22 protein-coding genes are annotated in these 22,096 nt (G+C 47.6%); 18 read left to right on the forward strand and 4 right to left on the reverse strand.

The window, feature by feature from the left end; translation table 11 throughout:
• The first annotated feature begins 5 nt into the window (after positions 1-5).
• The 9 genes from ABD980_RS07705 to ABD980_RS07745 all read left to right on the forward strand — a co-directional run bounded on the left by ABD980_RS07705 (position 6) and on the right by ABD980_RS07745 (position 8,882).
• Positions 6-1,640: an AMP-binding protein gene (locus ABD980_RS07705; RefSeq protein ID WP_345370760.1), complete on the forward strand. Its 1,635-nt coding sequence runs from the start codon at positions 6-8 to the stop codon at positions 1,638-1,640.
• Complete coding sequence (locus ABD980_RS07710) at positions 1,637-2,806, forward strand: thiolase family protein (protein ID WP_345370762.1); 1,170 nt, start codon at positions 1,637-1,639, stop codon at positions 2,804-2,806. The genes ABD980_RS07705 and ABD980_RS07710 overlap by 4 nt, the downstream gene beginning before the upstream one ends.
• Positions 2,803-3,201, forward strand: a complete 399-nt coding sequence (locus ABD980_RS07715; RefSeq protein ID WP_345370764.1) for a Zn-ribbon domain-containing OB-fold protein — start codon at positions 2,803-2,805, stop codon at positions 3,199-3,201. The genes ABD980_RS07710 and ABD980_RS07715 overlap by 4 nt, the downstream gene beginning before the upstream one ends.
• A gap of 11 nt (positions 3,202-3,212) precedes the next feature.
• On the forward strand, positions 3,213-3,941 hold the full coding sequence (locus tag ABD980_RS07720) for an SDR family NAD(P)-dependent oxidoreductase (protein ID WP_345370766.1): 729 nt from the start codon (positions 3,213-3,215) through the stop codon (positions 3,939-3,941).
• A 130-nt stretch (positions 3,942-4,071) separates the two neighbouring features.
• Complete coding sequence (locus ABD980_RS07725; RefSeq protein WP_345370768.1) at positions 4,072-4,587, forward strand: TRAP transporter small permease; 516 nt, start codon at positions 4,072-4,074, stop codon at positions 4,585-4,587.
• Positions 4,588-4,606: 19 nt separating this feature from the next.
• Positions 4,607-5,896: a TRAP transporter large permease gene (locus tag ABD980_RS07730; protein ID WP_345370770.1), complete on the forward strand. Its 1,290-nt coding sequence runs from the start codon at positions 4,607-4,609 to the stop codon at positions 5,894-5,896.
• A 36-nt stretch (positions 5,897-5,932) separates the two neighbouring features.
• Complete coding sequence (locus ABD980_RS07735) at positions 5,933-6,964, forward strand: TRAP transporter substrate-binding protein (RefSeq protein ID WP_345370772.1); 1,032 nt, start codon at positions 5,933-5,935, stop codon at positions 6,962-6,964.
• Between the two features lie 149 nt (positions 6,965-7,113).
• The gene (locus tag ABD980_RS07740) at positions 7,114-8,247 is read left to right on the forward strand and encodes a transporter substrate-binding domain-containing protein (protein ID WP_345370774.1); all 1,134 of its coding nucleotides are present in this window, start codon (positions 7,114-7,116) and stop codon (positions 8,245-8,247) included.
• A 17-nt stretch (positions 8,248-8,264) separates the two neighbouring features.
• Positions 8,265-8,882, forward strand: a complete 618-nt coding sequence (locus tag ABD980_RS07745) for an ANTAR domain-containing response regulator (RefSeq protein ID WP_260650295.1) — start codon at positions 8,265-8,267, stop codon at positions 8,880-8,882.
• Between the two features lie 54 nt (positions 8,883-8,936).
• Here the strand turns inward: ABD980_RS07745 and ABD980_RS07750 are convergent, their stop codons facing one another.
• On the reverse strand, positions 8,937-10,349 hold the full coding sequence (locus tag ABD980_RS07750) for an amidase (protein ID WP_345370777.1): 1,413 nt from the start codon (positions 10,347-10,349) through the stop codon (positions 8,937-8,939).
• Positions 10,342-10,524: a hypothetical protein gene (locus ABD980_RS07755; RefSeq protein ID WP_260650297.1), complete on the reverse strand. Its 183-nt coding sequence runs from the start codon at positions 10,522-10,524 to the stop codon at positions 10,342-10,344. Before ABD980_RS07755 ends, ABD980_RS07750 begins: the two co-directional genes overlap by 8 nt.
• Before the next feature lie 435 nt (positions 10,525-10,959).
• Here ABD980_RS07755 and ABD980_RS07760 point away from each other — a divergent pair, with 435 nt between their 5' ends.
• The 5 genes from ABD980_RS07760 to ABD980_RS07780 are packed head-to-tail and all read left to right on the forward strand — an operon-like array spanning position 10,960 to position 16,117.
• On the forward strand, positions 10,960-11,856 hold the full coding sequence (locus ABD980_RS07760) for a transporter (RefSeq protein ID WP_260650298.1): 897 nt from the start codon (positions 10,960-10,962) through the stop codon (positions 11,854-11,856).
• A 22-nt stretch (positions 11,857-11,878) separates the two neighbouring features.
• Positions 11,879-12,667, forward strand: coding sequence for an SDR family oxidoreductase (locus ABD980_RS07765; RefSeq protein WP_300647798.1), 789 nt, complete (start codon positions 11,879-11,881; stop codon positions 12,665-12,667).
• 49 nt (positions 12,668-12,716) lie between these two features.
• Complete coding sequence (locus tag ABD980_RS07770) at positions 12,717-13,961, forward strand: styrene monooxygenase/indole monooxygenase family protein (protein ID WP_260650300.1); 1,245 nt, start codon at positions 12,717-12,719, stop codon at positions 13,959-13,961.
• 24 nt (positions 13,962-13,985) lie between these two features.
• Entirely contained in the window at positions 13,986-14,507 is a 522-nt protein-coding gene (locus ABD980_RS07775) for a flavin reductase family protein (RefSeq protein ID WP_260650301.1), read from the forward strand.
• Positions 14,508-14,530: 23 nt separating this feature from the next.
• A complete protein-coding gene (locus ABD980_RS07780) occupies positions 14,531-16,117 on the forward strand; it encodes a phytoene desaturase family protein (RefSeq protein ID WP_300647801.1) in 1,587 nt (528 codons plus the stop codon).
• 11 nt (positions 16,118-16,128) lie between these two features.
• On the opposite strand, the gene ABD980_RS07785 is transcribed toward ABD980_RS07780, so the two are convergent.
• Positions 16,129-17,106 carry an AraC family transcriptional regulator gene (locus ABD980_RS07785; protein WP_345370784.1) on the reverse strand — a complete coding sequence of 326 codons (978 nt, stop codon included), beginning with the start codon at positions 17,104-17,106 and terminating at the stop codon, positions 16,129-16,131.
• A gap of 160 nt (positions 17,107-17,266) precedes the next feature.
• On the opposite strand from ABD980_RS07785, the gene ABD980_RS07790 reads away from it, so the two are divergent.
• On the forward strand, positions 17,267-17,881 hold the full coding sequence (locus tag ABD980_RS07790) for a flavin reductase family protein (protein WP_260650304.1): 615 nt from the start codon (positions 17,267-17,269) through the stop codon (positions 17,879-17,881).
• Between the two features lie 33 nt (positions 17,882-17,914).
• On the opposite strand, the gene ABD980_RS07795 is transcribed toward ABD980_RS07790, so the two are convergent.
• Positions 17,915-18,991 (reverse strand): tartrate dehydrogenase, encoded by a 1,077-nt coding sequence (locus ABD980_RS07795; protein WP_345370787.1) that lies wholly within the window; start codon positions 18,989-18,991, stop codon positions 17,915-17,917.
• Positions 18,992-19,109: 118 nt separating this feature from the next.
• Here ABD980_RS07795 and ABD980_RS07800 point away from each other — a divergent pair, with 118 nt between their 5' ends.
• From ABD980_RS07800 to pgi, 3 genes are read left to right on the forward strand one after another with little or no spacing between them, the layout of a single operon-like run.
• Positions 19,110-20,189: an acyltransferase gene (locus ABD980_RS07800; RefSeq protein WP_345370789.1), complete on the forward strand. Its 1,080-nt coding sequence runs from the start codon at positions 19,110-19,112 to the stop codon at positions 20,187-20,189.
• Positions 20,152-20,520: a DUF4870 family protein gene (locus tag ABD980_RS07805; protein ID WP_345370791.1), complete on the forward strand. Its 369-nt coding sequence runs from the start codon at positions 20,152-20,154 to the stop codon at positions 20,518-20,520. The genes ABD980_RS07800 and ABD980_RS07805 overlap by 38 nt, the downstream gene beginning before the upstream one ends.
• A gap of 4 nt (positions 20,521-20,524) precedes the next feature.
• On the forward strand, positions 20,525-22,087 hold the full coding sequence (gene pgi / locus ABD980_RS07810; RefSeq protein WP_345370793.1) for a glucose-6-phosphate isomerase: 1,563 nt from the start codon (positions 20,525-20,527) through the stop codon (positions 22,085-22,087).
• Positions 22,088-22,096: the final 9 nt, after the last annotated feature.

The raw sequence follows: 22,096 nt of genomic DNA on the forward strand, positions 1-22,096 counted from the left end.
AAATAATGAGCTCCACTATTTATAGTGCTTTTAAAAAAACGGCAATGCACTGGCCTCAAAACGATTTCATGATGGTCTTACCCGAAACCGCTGACATCTACCAAATTGAAGCTGGTGCTCTAAGTTACGAAGATGCCTTAGCAGAAATTGATCGTCTCTCTGCCTTATACGAAGCGGCCGGTTATGGTCATGGTCACCGCGTAGGGATCCTACTCGAGAACCGTCCCGCTTTTATTTTGCATTGGCTAGCTTTAAACCGACTCGGTGTTTCTATCGTTCCCATTAACCCTGACCTACGTATTGCCGAGTTGGAATACCTCATTCAGCACTCTGAAATGATATTGGCCGTTGCTTTGGCCAATCGTCATGCAGACTTATCGGCTGCAGCACATCAGGCTAATTATCAGCTAGCACTCATTACTCCTGACCAGCTACCACCCGCAGCCCCTGCAACAGCTCCGTTAGCCGATCGCACTATTAATGCTGATACTGAGTGCGCACTTATGTACACCTCAGGTACTACGGGACGCCCCAAAGGGTGCATGCTCTCGAATACCTACTTCCATTTTTCTGGTGAATGGTATGCCGAGCTAGGAGGTTTAGCGACTCTACGCCCAGGTCTAGAACGTATGCTAACCCCACTACCCTTGTTTCATATGAATGCCTTAGCCACCTCTACGATGGCTATGATTAAAACCGGTGGTTGTTTAATTGTGCTGGATCGCTTCCACCCACGCACGTGGTGGGAATCCGTGCGCCAGTCTCAAGCCACTGTTATTCATTACTTAGGGGTGATGCCTGCTATTTTAATGAAGCTCGAAGCCTCAGAACAAGACCGAAACCACGCTGTCCGCTTTGGTTTTGGTGCTGGAGTGGATGGCACCTTACACCAGCAGTTTGAAAATCGTTTTGGTTTCCCTCTACTAGAAGCATGGGCTATGACGGAAACAGGTGCAGCCGCGTGTATTATTGCCAACCACGAACCGCGTTATATAGGTACGAACTGTTTTGGCAAAGAAACGGCCGCCGTAGAAGTCAAACTGGTTGATGATCAAGGTCAAGAAGTACCTATTAACACCAACGGTGAACTCTTAGTGCGTCGTAGTGGCGATAACCCCAGACACGGCTTTTTCTCTGGTTACTGGAAAGACCCTACCGCCACAGCTGAAGCCTGGGCCGATGGCTGGTTCCACACTGGCGATATCGTCCGTCGTGATGAAAATGGATATTTGCATTTTGTTGATCGTAAACGCAATGTGATTCGCCGCAGTGGTGAAAACATTGCCGCAGTCGAAGTAGAAAATGTGATGCAACAGCACCCGGCTATTCGTTCTATTGCCGTTACTGCTGTGCCAGACCCTATCCGAGGCGACGAGGTCATGGCTCTGATCGTGCCGCATACCCTACCCACCGAGACAGCAGAGCAGCAAGCCCTAGCCACAGAGATCGTAACATGGGGCCTAAGTCAACTGGCTTACTTTAAAGTCCCTGGCTATGTGAAGTTTGTAGAAGCACTACCTTTGACCTCCACCAATAAAATCCAACGTGGAGAGCTTAAAACGCTAGGTTTAGCTTTACTCGAGGCCGAAGATTACATCAACACCAATCACCTAAAACGTCGTCAGGAAGTGGTGTCATGAGACGTTTGCCCTACACCGATGTGGTCTTAGTCTGCCCCGTCACTGTGCCCTATGAACGTTTTTCGGACCAAAGTGCCCACCGTTGGCTTGGAACTGCCTTACGACAGCTGGTTCAACACAGTGGGCTTCCTAAACAAGCTATAGATGGTGTTTGTGTCTCGAGTTTTACGTTGGGCTCTGATACGGCTGTTGGTCTGATGCAGCACTTCCAAATGAGTCCTCGTTTTTTAGAGCATATTCCCATGGGCGGCGCCAGTGGCGTGGTAGCCCTACGTCGCGCTGCTCGAGCCGTACAGTGTGGTGATGCGGATGTGGTAGCTTGTATTGCTGGAGACACCAATCACCGTGACTCCTTCAAAAACACAGTCAGCGGTTTCTCGCGCTTTTCCCAAGACGCCGTCTACCCCTATGGTGCAGCAGGCCCCAATGGCAGTTTTGCTCTGCTGACCGATTACTACATGCGCCGCTACGGAGCCACACGTGCTGATTTTGGCAAACTCTGCGTCGCCCAGCGTGATAACGCCTTGCGCAATCCACACGCTCTTATGAAAAAACCCCTCACTCTAGATCAATACCTAGAGGCCAGAGCTATTGCCGAGCCCATTCATTTATTTGATTGCGTCATGCCCTGTGCGGGAGCAGAAGGCTTCTTAGTCATGCGCAAAGAACAAGCTCTGGCATTAAAGCTTCCTTTTGTAGAAATTCTATCTACGATTGAGCGTCACAATGCTTTCCCCGAAGACCCCGTGCAATACCGTGGTGGTTGGGCTATGGATGTGAACGAGCTGTATGAAATGGCAGAGGTACAAACTCAAGACATTGATTTTCTAGAAACCTACGACGATTACCCGGTGATCAATGTTCTGCAATTTGAAGATCTGGGTTTTTGTGATAAAGGAGCCGGCCCCGATTTCATTCGCTCTCATACCTTCACAATTGACGGTAGCTTTCCTTTTAACACTTCAGGTGGTCAGCTATCTGTAGGTCAAGCGGGTGCAGCCGGAGGTTACTTAGGGCTAGTCCAAGCACTACGGCAACTCACGCATAGCGCCGGCACTACACAAGTCGCCAATGCTAGCGTAGGCATGGTTTCAGGTTTTGGCATGATTAACTATGATCGCGGCCTTTGCACTGCCGCCACCATTTTAAAACGAGGTGAAGCATGAACAAGCCTCTCCCACCTAGTGCTCGCAGCAGCGCGGCCGCAGGCTTAACTCAAGCCGCGGCACAAAAACAATTTGCCTTGCAAGTGTGCTCTGAGTGTCAAACGGTTCAGTACCCTCCACGTGATGTCTGTGGACACTGTCTGCACGATCAGCTGCCTTGGGAGCCTGTAAAAAACACGGGCACAGTGCTGGCTTCTTGCACCTTACACCACAGCAATGAGCCCTACTTTCAAGATCAATTACCCTGGCGTATAGGCACCGTGCAATTGGATTGTGGCCCAGTCGTCATTGCTCATCTTCAAGATGCTTTACAAACGGGCGACCGCACCTCATTACGACTAGAACTCGATGCAGGGCAAACGGGCGTGCTCGTTGCCTACGCTTCACACTCTTAGGAAAGATCATTATGACTACCTCTTATACCGCCTTAATTACAGGTGGCAGCACTGGTATTGGCGCAGAACTTTGCAAACACTATATAGAGGCTGGGTATACCGTCATTTCCCTGGCAAGAACTCAGCTAGATTGGTCTCACGAGCGTTTAATCCAAATTTCCTTAGATTTACTGGATGAGACCGCTACCGCTAAAGTCGCTCATGAGATTGCAGCTCAATATAACGTCACACACTTTATCCATAATGCAGGCGTCATTTGGCCTAACTTGCTAGAAAACGTCAAGATTTCAGAGCTACAGGGTCTAACCCAAATCCATTTGGGCTCCGCTATTCAGCTCATGCAAGCGATTGCCCCCCGCATGCGTGAGCAACAATTTGGTCGAATTATCTTTATGTCATCACGCGGTGCCTTAGGTCTGGAAACACGCAGCGCCTACTCCGCCACCAAAGCGGGCATGATTGGCCTAGCACGCACCTGGGCCCTAGAACTAGCTGCCGAAGGTATTACCGTCAACGTTGTGGCTCCTGGTCCCATACAAACCCCTATGTTCCATGATGTGGTCGATGCAGGGAGTGAACGTGAACAACAAATTGCCAATTCTATTCCTGTTAAACGCTTAGGACGCGTTGACGATATTCGCCGTGCCGTCACTTTTTTTGCTGACCCTGAAAACAGCTTTGTCACCGGTCAAACTCTTTATGTATGCGGAGGAGCCAGTATTGGCACCTTAAAAATTTAGGTTACTTAAGGGTTTTTTTCTATTCAAATGAATCTATTAAGTCGTAAACTATTTAGGACTAATATCTAATTATAAGGCGTGTACAACACGCCAACCCAAAACAACCTCAATGTCCTCGTATGGAGACAACATGGACAACGACGATTTAATCGGAATGGAACTCCCCCGCTCCCAAGGCGGACTCGCTCGACTTATAGAAATCTTACTGGACACACTCTGCGCGTCCCTACTGATTCTCATGACGGGTATTACCACCATAGACGTGGTGGGCCGCTACTTTTTCCACGCTCCTATTTATGGAGCCTATGAAAGTAATGAGCTGCTTTTAGGTATTTTGGTTTTTGCCGCTTTACCTCGTGTCACGTGGCACCAAAAACACTTAACTGTAACCGCTTTGAGTACAGCCTTATCACCTAGGATGCAGCTGGCCCAACAACGTATCCTATCTTTGATATCTGGACTCTGTTTACTAGTGCTTAGCTACTTTTTATGGCAACACGGCGCTCAACTTGCCAGTTATGGTGATATGAGCAACGCCCTAAGTTTACCTTTAGCCCCCTTTGCTTATGTCATTGCTGTCTTAACGGCTATCTCAGCTTTAGCCGCTTTAGCACACGTCTTCCTTCCTTCAACGCCTCAGACTTAACCCGCTAAGGTTGACCACTATGCTTGTATCTCTTATTGGCTTAATTGCTTTATTAGCCTGCCTATTTGTTGGCTTACCTATTGCATGGGGCATGCTCTTAGTAGGTGTGCTTGGCTTTAGTTTCTATACTGGACTAGAACCCGCTCTTAGCATGGCAGCACAAACTGCCTATGACACGGGCATGAGCTATAGCTTTAGCGTACTGCCCCTATTTATTTTGATGGGAAACCTAGTCAACGCCTCCGGCCTTTCGCGTGATCTTTATACGGCGGCTAATGCATTTATCGGTCATTTACGTGGTGGATTAGCCATGGCAACTATCTTGGCCTGTGGCTCGTTTAGTGCATTATCTGGCTCTAGCATGGCTACTACCGCCGCCATGAGCCGCGTAGCCATGCCATCCATGCGTAAATATAACTATGATGACTGCCTGGCTTCAGGCAGTATTGCTGCAGGAGGCACCTTAGGTATTCTTATCCCACCTAGCATCATTATGGTGGTGTATGGCATTTTGACCGAAACCGATATTGGCAAGCTTTTTGCAGCCGGTTTTGTACCTGGAGTACTTGCCATTGTTATGTATTTGGCAACCGTACTCATTCTGACAACCATTAATCCCAAGTTAGGCCAACCTGGAGAGAAAAGCAGTTGGTCACAACGCTTACATGCCACCAAAGGGGTTCTATCCATTAGTGTGCTCTTTTTGGTCATTATGGGCGGTATTTATGGTGGCCTTTTCACCCCAACGGAAGCAGCGGGTATTGGTGCCTTCTGTACCTTCTTAATCACCCTAAAACGCCGTGGCTGGAAGCCCAAAATTTATATTACCGTTTTGGTTGAAGCAGCTCAAACTACCGCCGTCATGTTTGCCTTAGTGATTGGCGCACTTATTTTCACCAACTTTCTTACCGTAGCAGGTTTACCTAACCAACTTTTAGATTTTATTAATAGCCTAGATATGTCGCCGCTTATGGTGATTTTTATCATCTGCTTAATCTATCTAATCCTAGGTTGCTTTTTAGAAACCATGTCTATGGTGATGCTCACCGTACCAATTTTCTATCCTATTGTGACCTCAATGGGATTTGACTTGATCTGGTTCGGTATTGTGGTGGTAGTAGCCGCGGAAATCAGTCTTATTACCCCTCCCTTGGGCCTTAACATTTTTATGATTAAAAACGTGATGCCGGACATTCCGCTGCGTACCATTATTTACGGCGTTACCCCTTTTGTACTGACCGACATTATTCGGTTAGCTATCTTAGTATTAGTACCGTGGATTGTCATGGTAGTACCCAACAGCATGTAAACAATAAATAAACCAACTTTCCCTCAGGAGTAGACAATGAATAAACTCAATCTCTTCAAAGCCACTATTGGCCTCGGCCTGGCTTTAGCTCAACCGTTGGTGGCGGCAGCCTCTGAAACCGTGGTTTTACGTTTTTCTAACTGGCAGCCTCCAGCTCATTTCATTACCACTGACATGCTGACTCCTTGGACCCAAGAAGTCGAGCAAGCAACCAATGGTCGCGTCAAAGTTGAACTTATTAATCCTCTAGGCAAACCTCAAGCTCACCTTGACTTGGTGCGGAATGGCATTGCAGATATTGGAATGTCGGTCCACAGCTATACGGCTAGTCGCTTTCCTTTAATTGAGTTTGCTGAGCTTCCGTTTACTACTGAAGATAGTGGTGTCAACTCACAAGCTTATTGGGATACCTATCAGAAATTCATGACAGGAGCCGACGAACACCGAGGTGTAAAACTACTCGGTGCCTGGACCAGTCCACCGTCCGTTATTCTGACGACTAAAGAAAATGTTAATAGCCTCAAAGATCTAGAAGGCTCCAAACTACGCTCTCCTAGTCCCCTATTTGATGAGGTCTCTAAACAGCTCGGTGCCACTCCTGTAACTGCACCTGCTTCTGAGGCTTATGAGATGCTGTCCCGCGGCGTCATCGATGGGATGTATTTCCAATACGATCAAATCCATAACTTCAAATTAGACCGCCTCATTAAATCCGTGGTAGCCGTCCCTGGCGGATTTGGTAAAACCAGCCAGTTTTTATTTATGAACGAACGCAAATGGAATCAACTCAGCCCAGAAGATCAAGCGGCTATTCTAAGCGTGTCCGAAAAACACATGGCCAAAACCTTTGGGGAAAAATGGCATCAGTCCGAGCAAAATGCAATTCAATCCTTAACGGCAGATGGCTTACACACCTATATCGTCGAAGGTGACGAGCTACAAGAGCTAAAAGAAAAACTGGCCCCTCTAGAGCAAAAGTGGATTCAGAAAGCAGCAAGTAAAAACGTAGATGGTCAGGCTGTACTTGATTATTACCGCGAACAAATTCAAACCCTTAGCCAGCCTTAACTCTACACCCTACGATTCAAAAACCCATCTTTAAAGGTGGGTTTTTTATATGATTAACAGCGAAAGAGTAAATAGTCGAAAACACATATATACACCGCCTCTAAGCATTGTTTAAGCTACAAATTGGAAAACGAGCTAAGAGAAATCCAATGTGCGATCCTATTTATGTTGGCGTATTATTTTCCACTTCAGGTCTGGTTTCAACTATAGAGCAATCCCAATTAAAAGGGACGCTCTTTGCCATAGAGCAAATCAATGCAGCCGGTGGCATTCACGGAAGAGAAATCATTCCCAAATACTACAACCCGGGCTCTTCCCCGGGAAATTATCGTGTTTTAGCCGAAACGCTTTTTCAAAAAGATCAAGTAAACGTGATTTTTGGTGGGTACAAATCCAGCACCCGCAAAGCCATGTTGCCGGTGGTAGAAAAATGGAACAAACTCTTATTTTACCCCACCCTTTACGAGGGGTTTGAGTGCTCAAAAAACATTATTTATACCGGTTCGGTCCCAAATCAAAATAGCGTGCAACTAGCTGAGTATCTTATGGAGCACTATGGACCTCGGGTTTATCTTATCGGCTCCGATTATATCTATCCTCACGAATCAAACCGTATTATGAGCGATCTGATCTACCAACACCCGCACGGAGAAAAACTTGCAGAACGCTATGTGCCTCTTAACGCTACCTTAGAGGATTTCCGTTGGATCATTCAGGATATCAAACACCAGCAGCCAGATTTTATTTTTTCCACAGTTGTAGGGAATGCAACCACGGCGCTTTATCAAGCCTATGCTAAAGCCAAGCTAGACCCTTATAAAATGCCCATTGCTAGTCTGACTACGCAAGAGGTGGAGATTGCCCATATGGGCGCAGATTTAGGCGAAGGACACATTGCCTCCGCTCCTTATTTTCAATCTTTACAGACAGCAACCAACCAACAATGCCTACAGCTTTTTCGAGCTTGCTTTGGTCCAGATGCCGTCGTAAACGCTGGCTGGGAGGCCGCTTATTTTCAAGTACATCTCTATGCCAATGCCTTACGCCAAGCACAGAGTGAAGAAATAGAACAACTACTACCCGCCTTATTAAAACAAGAGTTTCACGCGCCCCAAGGCAAAATACGTATCGACCCGGATAATCACCACACTTATTTACAACCTCGCATCGGCATTGCTGATGCCAATGGGCAATTTCGAGTGGTCTGGGAAAGCCCGGTTGCCATTAAGCCCGATCCCTATTTAGTCACACATACCTTTTCCAAAACACCTTTATCGATTTAAAGATGGAGATCTGTGGCATGAGCCGAAAACCACTACCCCAACATATTACGTTTCAGGCTTTACTACGTGATCTACGTAATCTTCATATCACTCTTTTTCACCCAGACGACGAAGACAGACAGGCGATTCAGCAACAGCTGTTACGCATTGGCTGCCAGACACAAACGTTTTGGCCTCCACGCCCCTCATTACCCGCAACCACCGATTTTCTTTTGGTAGCAGTACACCCTGATATCGTGCTGCCAAATTGGATAGAGCTACAACAAACAAAACGCCCAACCATTATTGCGATCATTACCTATGAAAGCCCAACCATGCTTGAAAGCATGCTCGAACTTGAGGTTGATGCCCTATTACCTACTCCCATTCGCTCTTTTGGGCTTTTATCCACGCTGGTTCATGCGCGTCAAATCAATCTTCAGCGCCAACGCCTTCAACGACAAATACACCGCCTAGACCTTAAACTCCAAGGGGCCAAAGACGTATTAAAAGCGAAGCACCTCATCATGAAGTCACGAGGTTTAAATGAAGAGCAAGCCTATGAGCTCTTACGTGAACAGGCAATGCAACAGCGCATCAGTATCGAAACCGTCAGCAAAAACATTCTTACCGCACAAGCCGTACTAAAACTTTAGCCCAATAAAAAGCTCACCCCTTTTGGGTGAGCTTTTTAGCACACAGATTATGGGCTATGGTGCCAATACCGGCTTATGCCCTGCTAACGGTTGCATTGCCTCAATCGCATAAGCTGCCTTTAATAAGGTCGCCTCATCAAAAGCCCGACCAATGATTTGCAAACCTACTGGTAAGCCCTCACTTATTCCCGCTGGTACAGATAGCGCCGGTAAACCGGTTAAATTGCTCGGCCCAGTAAAACGAATACAGTTCTGAATAAAATCCGTTTTTTGGCCATTAATATCGACCAAATTATCACCAATATTCGGGACTAAAAACGGCAACGTCGGCGCCACTAATACATCCACTTCTCTCAGCACCTGAGTAAACTGCTGTTTCAAAGCGCGTCGTACCTGCTGTGCCTGCAAATAATCTACGCTACTAAATAGCTCCCCCCACTCGAATAAAAAGCGAATATCATCACCAAAGTCATCAGGGCGCTTAAGGAGATCCTCATGATGAATCGTAGAAGCCTCACTTAAACTAATCGCTAGCTCTGCCCACTCTGCATACTGCAATGCAGGGATACTAACTGTAGATAAAATAGCCCCTTGTTTTTCTAAATCATCTAAGCGCTCCCGAATAATTCGTTCTACACGCGAATCCACTTGATTAAAGAAATACGCTTCGTTGATGCCGATACGTAAACCTTTCACTCCCTCGTTCAAGGAGGCGCTGTAATCAACAACAGGTACGGGTGCAGAGGTTGGATCTTTTGTATCAAACCCTGCTATCACCTGTAACATCGCTGCCGCATCCGCCACAGTTTTTGACATAGGACCCACATGATCTAACGTCCACGCTAATGGATAGACGCCGTATTTACTTACGCGACCATGCGTGGGTTTTAAACCCACAATCCCGCAAGCGGATGAAGGGATACGGATCGACCCTGCTGTATCCGTCCCTAGGGATGAATATGTACTATGCGAAGCCACTGCAGCACCTGATCCACCACTAGATCCGCCAGGCACTTTTTCTGGGTTCCATGGGTTATGCACCGCACCAAAATGAGGGCTATTATTGTCAATTCCCCATGCATATTCATGCATGTTGAGCTTACCAGTAAATACTGCACCAGCTTCGCGCAAGCGCGCCGTTACCGTTGCATCCTCTTTAGAAACAAAATCCCGATGGATTTTAGAACACATGGTAGTAACTTCATTGGCAAAATAAATATTATCCTTTAATGCAATCGGCACACCATGAAAGGTGCCTTTATATTTGCCTTGCATGATTTCATTTTCTGCATGCTTCGCTGCTTTTAACGCGCTATCTGCTGTGATCGCCACATACGCATTCGTTTGCGGGTTGCTACTCTCAATATACTGCAACATGTTTTCCGTTACCTCTACCGGTGAAACGGATTTGCTTTTAATCAATTGCGCTAACTCTGTGACGCTTTTTTCTAATAGTTCTTTATTCATAGTGATCTCCTCCTGCAACATTTTTGATAGCTAAATCGGCATCACTTAGTGGGACACCTGCTAAATCTCCTTTGAGCGCTAAGGTCTCCTGCCATTTTTGTTCGAGTTTTTTTAAATGCTCATCAGTGGGATAAACCCCCTTGGCCGCTAAGGCCTCTTTGATGGAATAGGTCATTATTTTGTCTCCTAGTAAGATGTGACCAGCAATAAAAAAGCCCCATTCCGATAGCACAATGCATCGGAATGGGGCTTTTTTGCCCTGCATACTGCTGGCAACACTGGCAGCATCTGCATGTTTTTCAATTAAGTACAGACTATCCCGTCTGTCTCTATCAAAGTAAATAAAAAAACCAAATGGGTCAATCTAGTACAAACACCCATATTTCAACTCTGCTCCCTGTCCTTTTACTTTAAACCTAAACAAAAATTTCTTTTTCTATATCAATCGCTTATGAATGCCTTATGAAAAACCGCTGGGGTTTTCCCTAAAAAAGACAAGTATTTGCACTAAGTGGATAAGCCCTGCCAAAACTGGATAGACCAATAAAAGTCATAACCCTACCATCTAAATCATTCACAACTAAACAATAAAAGCGTAAAGGTGGAGACAATGGTTAAAACAAAATATCTGACATGTGCACTAAGCTGTGCCGCCCTTGTTGGCTTGTCTTATAACGCGCACGCCATCGAAGGAAATGGGCTTCCTATTTATCCAGATGGTTTGGAGTCCTATATGTCAGGCGCTTTACCAGGGCCAGGGGTGCACCTGCTTATGTACGGTGGCACCATGCGTTACAACTCCGTCCGTGATCGTCATGGTGACAAAATCCCTGTTCCTGATTTTAAAGTCGAGGTCGGCATGGTCGCACCTCGGGTCGTTTGGGTAACACCGCAACAAGTCGCCGGTGGGCAGCTGGCTTTTCATGCGCTATTTCCCTTACTGACCGTTAAAGAGCAAGCCATGGGAATGAGTAAACGCCGCTCCGGTCTAGGCGACATTGCCTTTGGTCCAGCTCTAGGCTACCACTTTAGCGATGCTGCACATGCAGTCATCGGTGTGGATTTTGTTGCTCCTACTGGACGCTACAAAAAAGGTGAAATGGCCAACCTGGGTCGTAACTACTGGACGATCCAACCTGCTGCGGCGTTTACCTATACCCAGCCCAAAGGAGTGAATTTCGATATTAAAGCCATGGTGGATTTCAACATGAATAACAGCGATACCCATACCCGTACCGGGCACGCTATTCATGCTGACTATGCACTCGGTTATGGCTTTGGTAATGGTTGGGTCGCAGGCATTGGGGGATATGCCTATCAGCAATTTAAAAAAGATAGTGGACCGTTAGCTGGGGATGGTAAAGCGCGTGCCTTTGGCATTGGCCCAACCTTGCGCTATGCCAACCCTAACGGCTGGCTTTTTACCGCGAAATGGCAGCAAGACGTTGGCGTTCGTAGTCGCCCCAAAGGCCATCAATTCCTCGTTAAAGCCGCTATCCCATTTTAACTAATCTCTATCGGAGCTGACCATGAAAGGTTTAGAAAAAAAAGTATTTATTGTCACAGGCGGCGCCACTCTAATTGGTGCTGGTGTGGTGCAAGTGCTACGCCAATATGGCGCTCGCGTTGCCGTATTTGATATTGACAAGGTGGGCGGGGCAGCGGCCGTTGGCCAAGATGAACAAGTAGCACGCTTCTGGCATGTTGATATTACGGATAATGATGCCATTACTGCTGCCACTGCAGAAGTAAGCCAACACTTTGGTCGTATCGATGGCTTAGTCAATCTGGCCTGTTCTTACCTAGATGAAGGAATGAACTCAAGCCGTGAGGACTGGCTCACCGCCCTCAATATTAACGTTGTCAGCTCCGTAGAAATGAGCAAAATTGTTCGCCCTTATCTGCAAGCACAGCAAGGGGGAGCGATTGTGAATTTCACCTCCATTTCTTCTTCTATTGCCCAAACAGGGCGCTGGCTCTACCCCGTTTCTAAAGCCGCAATTTTGCAGTTAACCCGCAGCTTAGCGATGGATTTTGCGGCGGATCATATCCGTGTCAACTCTGTGTCCCCCGGCTGGACTTGGTCGCGCGTCATGGACGAAATCACCGGGGGTGACCGAGCCAAAACAGATCAAGTGGCCGCACCGTTCCATATGCTTGGGCGTGTCGGCAACCCAGAAGAAGTGGGCGAAGTGGTGGCTTTTCTTCTCTCCGATGCAGCAAGCTTTGTCACCGGTGCTGATTATGCCGTCGATGGTGGTTATTCCGCCATGGGCCCCGAACAAAACGTACCCGCTATCCCTAAACTCGCGGAGTAAGTGCGTCTCATTTTCCATGATTCTCTGATAGATAACAGGAGACTTTACTATGCGTAAAATCGCTATTATTGGTGGCGGACAAGCCGGTATGCCGGTTGCTTTTGGCCTGCTAGAAAAAGGTTATGAGGTAGCGGTATACACCAACCGCACTCCCGATCAAATCCGTGAAGGTCGCGTCATGTCGAGTCAGTGTATGTTTGCCAATGCACTCGACGTAGAGCGCCGTTTAGGCATTAACTTTTGGGAAGATGAATGCCCTCCGGTAGAAGGGATCGGCTTTGCCTTACCTGATCCAGAAAAACCCGATACCAAAGCCGTAGATTGGAGCGGACGCCTTGATCGCGTCGCCCAAGCCACTGACCAACGCATTAAAATGCCCGTCTGGTTAGAGGAATTTGAAAAACGGGGTGGCCGCGTTGTTATTGAAGACGTGGGCATTGCCGAAATGGAACGTATCAGCAACGAATATGATCTAACAGTTTTAGCGGCTGGTAAAGGCGAAGTCGTACGCTTATTAGAGCGTGATCCCTCTCGCTCCCCTTTTGACAAGCCCCAACGCGCTTTGGCACTTACCTATGTCCATGGTTTAGAGCCCACCCCCGAATACTCCCGCGTTTCCTTTAACTTTATCCCAGGTGTGGGTGAGTATTTTGTGTTCCCCTCCTTAACGCTATCAGGACCATGCGATATCATGGTATTTGAAGGCGTGCCCGGTGGTCCTTTAGATCGTTTCCGCGATGCCCAAAGCCCGCAAGAACACTTTGAGCGTAGCGTCTCTTTCTTACAAGAGTTCTTACCTTGGGAAGGCGACCGCGCTCGTAACTGTGAGCTTACCGATGATCAAGGCTATTTAGCGGGCAGCTTCCCTCCCACAGTGCGCAAACCCGTACTGACCTTGCCTTCTGGCAACATTGTGTTGGGTATGGGTGATGCGGTCGTAGTCAATGACCCCATTACAGGTCAGGGTTCCAACAACGCCGCTAAATGTGCTCAGGTATATTTAGATAGTATTTTAGAACGCGGCGAGCAGCCTTTTGATCGTCAATGGATGGAAAGCACGTTTGAAAAATACTGGGAGTATGCCAATCGCGTGGTGACATGGACAAACTCCATGCTCTTGCCCCCTACCCCTCAAGCGCTCGCTTTGTTAACCGGTGCAGAAAAACACCCACGTTTAGCGCACTTTATGGCAAATGCTTTTGACCATCCACCCGTGCTGTTCCCTGCGTGGGCTGATCTCACCGAGGCTGAAAAGTTAATCCAAGCCAAAGCTCAAGAGCCCGTGACTGCATAGTTGTATTAATAAGGAGTTATTTTCATGTCTAATCAGGCCACCTCATCCTCAGATAGCTCTGTCAATATTTTTGACAGCCGTGCATTTCGACAAGCCTTAGGTTGCTTTCCTACTGGTGTCGCTATTGTAACCACCCGCACACCTGAAGGGCGGCCTGTGGGCTTGACCATTAACTCGTTTAGCTCGCTTTCTTTGGAACCCCCTTTGATTATGTGGAGCTTGGTTAATCACTCCCCTAGCCGCGCGTTTTTTGAAAACTGCAATTATTTTGCTATTAATATTATTAACAGTAAGCAAACTGAGGCAGCGCTAGGATTTGCCAACTCAAAAATCGAAGATAAGTTCGCTTTGGTCTCTCATGCTGACGGTGAAGAAGGCGTGCCTTTAATTGATGATTGCGTCGCCACCTTTGTCTGTGAAAACTATCGTCAATACGAAGGCGGCGATCACACGATCTTTATCGGACGCGTGGTTCGCCATAGTACCATCACTGAACATGAGCCAGCCGTTTTTCACCGCGGTAAGTTCACTCGTCTTAGCGAATAATAAAACCCACTGAGGAGACATCCATGCAATCCAAATCAGACGTGGTCATTGTAGGCAGCGGCATGAACTCATTAAGTTGTGCAGCGCTTCTATCACAACGCGGCTTACGCGTCACGGTTTTAGAGCGTAACCCCATCGCGGGGGGCTGCATACGCACCGAGGAGCTCTTTCCCGGGTTCACTCACGATGTGTTTTCTAGCTGGTACCCCCTATTTGTAGGCGGTGCAGCCTATGCCGAGCTCGCACCAGCTTTAAAAGAAGCTGGGCTCGAGTTTGTACAAAGTGACTATAGTACGGGTTTGGCCACGCCAGACGGCGTAGGCATTGCCTTACGTCAAGACATGGATGACACCATTCAAAGACTTAACCAAATCGCTCCGGGTGATGGCGATGCAATAGGACAAGCCGCCGCACGCTTATTTGGCCCGGATGCGGGGTTGGTTTTTGGTCTCATGGGCGGTGAGCCATACAGCTGGGACACCAGTAAGCTAGTGTTTAAATCATGGCGCGAGCGCGGCATCGATGGCATGATGCACTTTGCCTCGCAGTCCCTAGAAAACTTCAGGCGTTGGGCAGAACGCGAGCTTTCTGGGGATGCAACCCGCGCCATGATTGCCCCTTGGGTACTTCACAGCGGATTAGGCCCTGACGAAGCCACATCGTCTTTAATTGGCAAATTAACCTTTTCTGCTGTCGTTGCAGGGGGTATGCCGGTGGTAAAAGGCGGTAGCTACAATATCGTCAAAGCCTTTACTCAACTTATCGAAAAAGCCGGTGGGCAAGTATTAACGGGCAAACATGTGGATCAAATCCTCATCGAAAATAACAAAGCCACAGGCGTACGGGTCGGTTCTGAACAATATTTAGCCAGCAAAGCCGTTGTCTGTAACGTCACACCCAACCAGCTTTATGAACAACTCATTCCTAATGCCGAACAACGCTACAAAGACCATGCTAGCGCTTACCGTTATGGACGCGGTGGCATGCAAATCCACTTTGCGCTTAAAGAAAAACCCACTTGGATTAACCCCGAACTCATTCATGTACCTATGGTGCATGTGACCGAAAGCATGGAGCAGGTCTGTGCCTCGGTCGTCGAAGCCAATAACGGTTGGCTCCCACGCAAACCGACTTTAGCGGTGGGGCAACCACTTGCCGTAGACCCTAGCCGTGCCCCCGATGGCTCGTGGATTTTATGGGTACAAATGCAAGACATGCCCTCTACGATTAAAGCAGATGCGGCCGATGAAATTACCATCCCCACCGATGGCAAATGGAATGAAGAGGTACGCGAAGCCATGGTAGAGCGCGTCAAGCAACGCTTAGAAAGCGTGATGCCCGGCTGGAGTCAACATATTATTGGCCACAAAGCCTTTAGTCCAGCCGATTTAGAGCAGTGGAACATCAACCTGGTGGGTGGGGATCCTTATTCGGGAGTATGCTCACCCGATCAGTTTTTCTTTATGCGCCCCTTTGCCGGCGAAGCTAAAGCACGCACCGGTAAAACCCCTATCGCCAATCTACATCATATTGGTGCCTCGGTTCACCCTGGTCCAGGCTTAGGAGGGCAATCCGGTTATTTAGCAGCGAACCGCATTGCTAAAAAATAGATCTATCGGCGCTACATTTCGTGGCGCCGACGCTGCAGCGTTTGACTAGGGGTTTCACCAAAACGCTGTTTATATTCTGCACTAAAGCGCCCTTGGTGCATAAACCCCCAACGCAAGGCTACTTGCGCTACTGAAACGTTGGGATCCAAACTATGCAGCAAATCATGACGAGCTCGATCCAATCGAATCTGACGTAGGTATTGCATAGGACTAATGCCACAATACTCTTGAAAACCTGCATGTAAAGTACGAATACTGACCTGCGCCAGTGCCGCAAGCTCATCCACACGAATCACTTGATCAGCATGTTCATGAAGATAGTTTTCTACTAAGCGAATATGTTTTGGCAAAACCTTACCCGGAATACGCGGCTTTTCTGCTGTTAACGGGGGATGTGCGTCTAATAATGTGGTGGCAATCAGCTGCTCTAATTGCGCTATCAATAATGGCGACTGTAAAACCGAATCTGAGTTACGTGCACAGTCAACCACGTAACGTAGCATCAGCTGCCAATTCGTAGAACGATGCGCTTCGAGCTTCACGGGAAAAATGAGTCCTGAGCTAGGAACATGCCAATCCAAATTAATGGCCATGTTTTCTACAAGCGTACGGTCTACTTTTAGCATCAGCTGCTCATTATTAGCGTGCCACACCATATCAATTTCCGCATTCGGATTCAGTACCGTCGCAATCTTAGGCGAAGAATCTACCGTCTCGCCTCCACAACGAATCGTGGCTTGTCCATACTGTGGTAGCTGAATTAAGTAAAAACCGGCCAACTCTTCGGGTTGAATACGTACATCTGCACCATAGCCCAGGCGCATTAAAGCCACTTGCCCAAACTGCACAAAACGCATACGTGTCTGCAAAGGCTGCGATGCCTTTTTCAGACTAAGGCGATGCGGTTTAATCATGGAGCTAACAGAGGACTGCACCTGATCAAGATCGTTCGAGGCAAAGTCCTGCCACTGAGTCGAATTAGGTGACATGATGATTACCTTAAAAAGGCCACTAGCAAAAGGATAAAATCCAATATAAACAAACGGTTTAGACGTTTGCCGTTTAATTATTTTAGTTGTAAAGTATATGCTTCACTATGGGGATATTCCCGAACCTTGATTCTATTTTGGCTTACTGGAAGAGACAACTGTGCAAAATCATTACCATTTTTACGAACCCCTAAAAGGTCACGGCCTACGCCATGATCCCATTAGCTCCATCGTCGGTCCTAGAGTAATCGGTTGGATAGGTACCCAAGATACAGCTGGCAACCCAAATCTTGCACCCTATAGCTTTTGTAATATTTTTAATTACCAACCGCCAGTTATTGCTTTTTCCAGTGTGGGTTACAAAGACAGTGTGCGCAATGCCATTGAAACCGGTGTCTTCACCTGGAACTTGGCCTCGCGCGATTTAGCCGAGCCCATGAACCAAAGTAGCACAATGCAAGCAGTTAACGAATTCGAGTTTGCTCAACTGACTCCCATTGCGGGTCAGCTTGTGGCAGCTCCTCGTGTAGGGGAAAGCCATGTTTCTATTGAGTGCAAAGTAACGCAGCATTTTCAGCTCACTGACCATCAAGGCGAAGCCATCGATACGTGGATGGTGCTAGGAGAAGCCGTGGGCGTGCATATTAACCCCGCTCTCATTAAAGATGGTATCTATCACTGTGCTGCTGGGCGGCCGATATTACGAGGCGGCGGCCCAGGCGACTATTATGAAATCAACGATGATACGCTGTTTGATATGCGTCGCCCCAAATAAAGAAAAAGTCACCAATCGGTGACTTTTCTTGTTTTAAATCATAGCAGCAATCGCTTGACCAACCTCTGTGGTCGTAGCCTTACCACCTAAATCTGCAGTCCGAGGCCCTTGTGCTAAGCAATGCTCAATGGCTTGCATCATGTCCGTATAAGCCGCTTGATAAGGCGCTTGACCTTGACCTAAAAACTCAACCATCATGGCCGCTGACCAAATCATAGCCACAGGGTTAGCGATATTTTTACCCGCAATATCCGGAGCCGAGCCATGTACGGGTTCAAACAAGGAAGGAAAACGACGCTCTGGATTTAAATTTGCCGAAGGCGCGATCCCCACTGTCCCAGTACACGCCGGCCCAAGATCCGACAAAATATCCCCAAATAAATTTGATGCTACTACCACATCAAACTGTTCTGGATTAAGCACAAAACGAGCTGTCATAATATCGATATGATGCTTATCCCAACGTACATCGGGATACTGCGCCGCCATCTGCTCAAGCCGCTCATCCCAATACGGCATACTAATAGCCAGACCATTGGATTTGGTGGCGGAGCTCAAATGTTTAGCTGGGCGGCTCTGTGCGACCTCGAACGCGTATTTTAAGACCCGATCCACACCCGTACGTGTAAATACGGATTCTTGGATCACTACCTCGCGCTCGGTCCCTTCGAAAATACGCCCACCCAGATTGGTGTACTCCCCTTCGGTATTTTCTCGCACCACCACAAAATCAATATCACCGGGCTTTTTATTTGCCAAAGGGCACGGTACCCCCGGCATTAAACGTACAGGCCGCATGTTGATGTACTGATCAAACTCACGACGGAATTTTAGCAACGAGCCCCACAAAGAGATATGGTCTGGGACCACCGCTGGCCAGCCCACCGCACCAAATAAAATTGCATCAAAACCCCGCAGCTGCTCGAACCAATCATCGGGCAACATCTGTCCGTGTTTTTGGTAGTAATCTGCACTTGACCAATCAAAAGTCTCATACTCTAAGGCAATGCCATGCTTTTTGCTCACGGTCTCCAGCACACGCAGCGCTTCTGGCATGACCTCAACCCCAATCCCATCTCCAGCCATCACGGCGATTTTATGTGTTTTCATCGTAACCTATCATAGTTTCTGCCCTGTAAGCTTTGCTCAAACTTATACAAAGCTCGCAACAACTTACAGTAGCGATTTTGTTAGGGTAAAGACATGATTATATGTATGTCTATCCGTCATGAGTTATACCCGTAGTTTCCCCCCGAATCAACTGCAAAACCTGGTGTTCTGCCGCGCTTTAGCTTGTGTACTGGTCGTACTTCTGCACGTGGCAGCCTTAGGCTTTCATCAGTGGGATAAAAACTGGTGGGCAAGCAACACCTATGATGGACTTGCTCGTATTAGTGTGCCTCTTTTTCTGATGCTCAGTGGCGCGCTGCTGCTGCATAAGCGTGAGCCTCTAGGTGTGTTTTTTAAAAAGCGCTTCAGACGTATCTTGCCACCGCTTATCGGTTGGTCTTTGTTTTATCTGATTTGGAATCAAGTCCGTGACCCCAGTCCCTCCGCTTTATCACAAGCCTTTCTTAAAGCGATTTATACTCCCTCGGGTCATCATCTTTGGTATCTATACGCGCTAATCGGTATTTATTTAACTATCCCTTTTTTGCGTGTTTTCTACCAGCATAGTACTGGCAAAGAAAAGCAGCTCTGGCTTTTGCTTTGGGCAGGCATTAACGGTGGTTTGATTTTCTTTCCTAAAGCCTCTGTGATCCAATCGCAGTATGCGCTGTTTAGTTTTATTGGGTTAATTGGCTACGTTTTTGTCGGAGCGTGGATCATGGAATGGCAGCCACGCCGCACCTACTCCATAGGCGCCGTGCTTAGTTTGATCTCCGGCTCACTGGTTACCCTGCTGGGTACCTATTGGCTTAGCCGTTCTCAAGCTAAACCTTCCGTGCTTTTCTATGACTATTTAAGCCTTAATGTCATACTAGCTGCTACCAGCGCCTTTTATCTGATCGTACACTACGCCCATCGCTGGCCTAAGCCCACAGAGTTGACCTTATGGCTGAGTACCCATAGCCTAACCATTTATGGGATCCATGTGTTTTTTATTCAGCTTTATACACCTTTATATCAAAAATTTTCTTTTATAATAAAAGGTTGGTGGCTGATTCCTATCTTTACCTTTTTTATTTTGATTCAAATAGGAATGGTGATATTAATACGAAGGCTACTATTTTCTATCCATACTCTTTTTACAGGTTTTTCCCAACGTCATGAACCAGCCTCTACAGCCAGCTCCCCTAAACAATGATGCATTCAAAAGTCAGCGTCAACTTACCATGGTTATTTACGCGCTTTATGGGGCTGGCTATTTTCTTGGTGGTATACCAGCAATTGTGGCTATTATTATTAACCACATTAAACGCAATGAGATCAAAGACCCCATGCTGATCTCCCATTTCACTTGGCAGATCCGTACATTTTGGATCACTTTAGGACTATGCATTTTTGGCGCCCTAACTGCTTTACTTGGGGTCGGCTTTGTGATTTTTTTTGCGGCTATGATTTGGAACATTTATCGCTTAGTGCGTGGTGCTCTTAATCTGATCGAAAATAAACCTATGCCAACTCCTCATCCGTAACACTATGCAACCCACCCCATCTCTTACTCAACTACCAGCCTGGTCGGAACTCGTTTCAGCTGTAGAGCAAACTAAACCGACATTAAACGGTCTTTATACGATCGAAGCGGCAGGTATCACGATAGATTTCAGCGGTCAGCGTTGTTCCCCTGCCATCGAGACTGCTACCACACGTTTACTAGAGCAACGTCACTTTGAGCAGCAACGCCATGCTTTACTACATGGTGGTATCGTCAACCCAACCGAAAACCGAGCCGCCTGGCACACGGCCTTGCGCCAACATATGACTACCCCCGAAGTCACTGCCGAGCGAGAGCGCTTTAATGCCTTTATCCGCCACGCTGATACGGCACACCGCTGGCGTCATATTGTGCACATTGGTATTGGCGGTAGCGATTGGGGGGTTCGTCTTTGTATCAGTGCTTTTGGCTATAGTAAGTTATGGCGTACGGTGCGTTTCGTGGCCAACATTGACGGCCATGCCATTGAAAGCGGTTTAGCTGACCTGAATCCACATGACACACTGGTTGTGGTGGCCTCTAAATCCTTTACCACGGCCGAAACCTTAACCAACGCGCAGCGAGCCCTAGAGTGGCTCAAAGCCGCTGGCGTCCCTGCTCCGCATGAGCAAGTGGTCGCCATTACCGCTAAGCCTGAACGAGCTGCACAATGGGGGGTTCCAACAAAAAACATTTTTACTTTTTGGGATTGGGTCGGAGGGCGCTTTTCTCTTTGGTCCAGTGTGGGGCTCACTACCGCTTTAAGCGTTAGCTCGGATGTAATTGCGGGTATGCATGCGGGGGCAGCAGCGATGGATCACCACTTTGAATCAGCGCCACTTTCTCATAATGCTCCCGTACAAATGGCACTACACGGCATTATTAACCGCAATATCTTACATATTGCTTCATTAAATATTGCCCCGTATGATTCTCGCCTCGCATATCTGGTTCCGTATATTCAACAGCTAGAAATGGAATCCCTTGGTAAGTCAGTGGATCTAAATGGGGAACCCGTGCCCGTAGCAACTGGCCCTGTAGTTTGGGGCATGCCTGGCACCGATGCGCAACACACCTTTTTTCAGTGGCTACACCAAGGCACCGAAGGGGCCGCTGTAGACTTTATCGTCTGTCAGCAAGCCGATCACCGTTGGCAAGAGCATCACCAAAGCCTGTTAGCTAACTGTCTTGCCCAGCGCGAAGCCATGCTACGAGGCAAGAGCTACGAACAAGCCTACGAGGAATGCCTACAGCAAGGCCACGCACCCAACGCTGCCGCCTGGCTAGCCAAACACCGTACGCATCAAGGTGGGCGCCCCAACACTCTAATTGTACTGCCGCGCTTATCCCCTTATCACCTTGGGGCTCTTTTGGCTTTGTATGAACATAAAGTCTTTGTACAGGGGTTAATCTGGGGGATAAACCCTTTTGACCAGTGGGGTGTGGAATACGGTAAATTCCTCGCTTCAGACATCATTAAAGAACTACAGCAAACCACGCCCCCCTGTACGAAGCATGATGTCTCTACCGCCTATTGGATTAATAAATTCAAAAATAAAGGGGCGTAATGCCCCTTT

The organism is Paenalcaligenes hermetiae, assembly GCF_039543645.1.
Taxonomy (GTDB): Bacteria; Pseudomonadota; Gammaproteobacteria; order Burkholderiales; family Burkholderiaceae_B; genus Paenalcaligenes; species Paenalcaligenes hermetiae.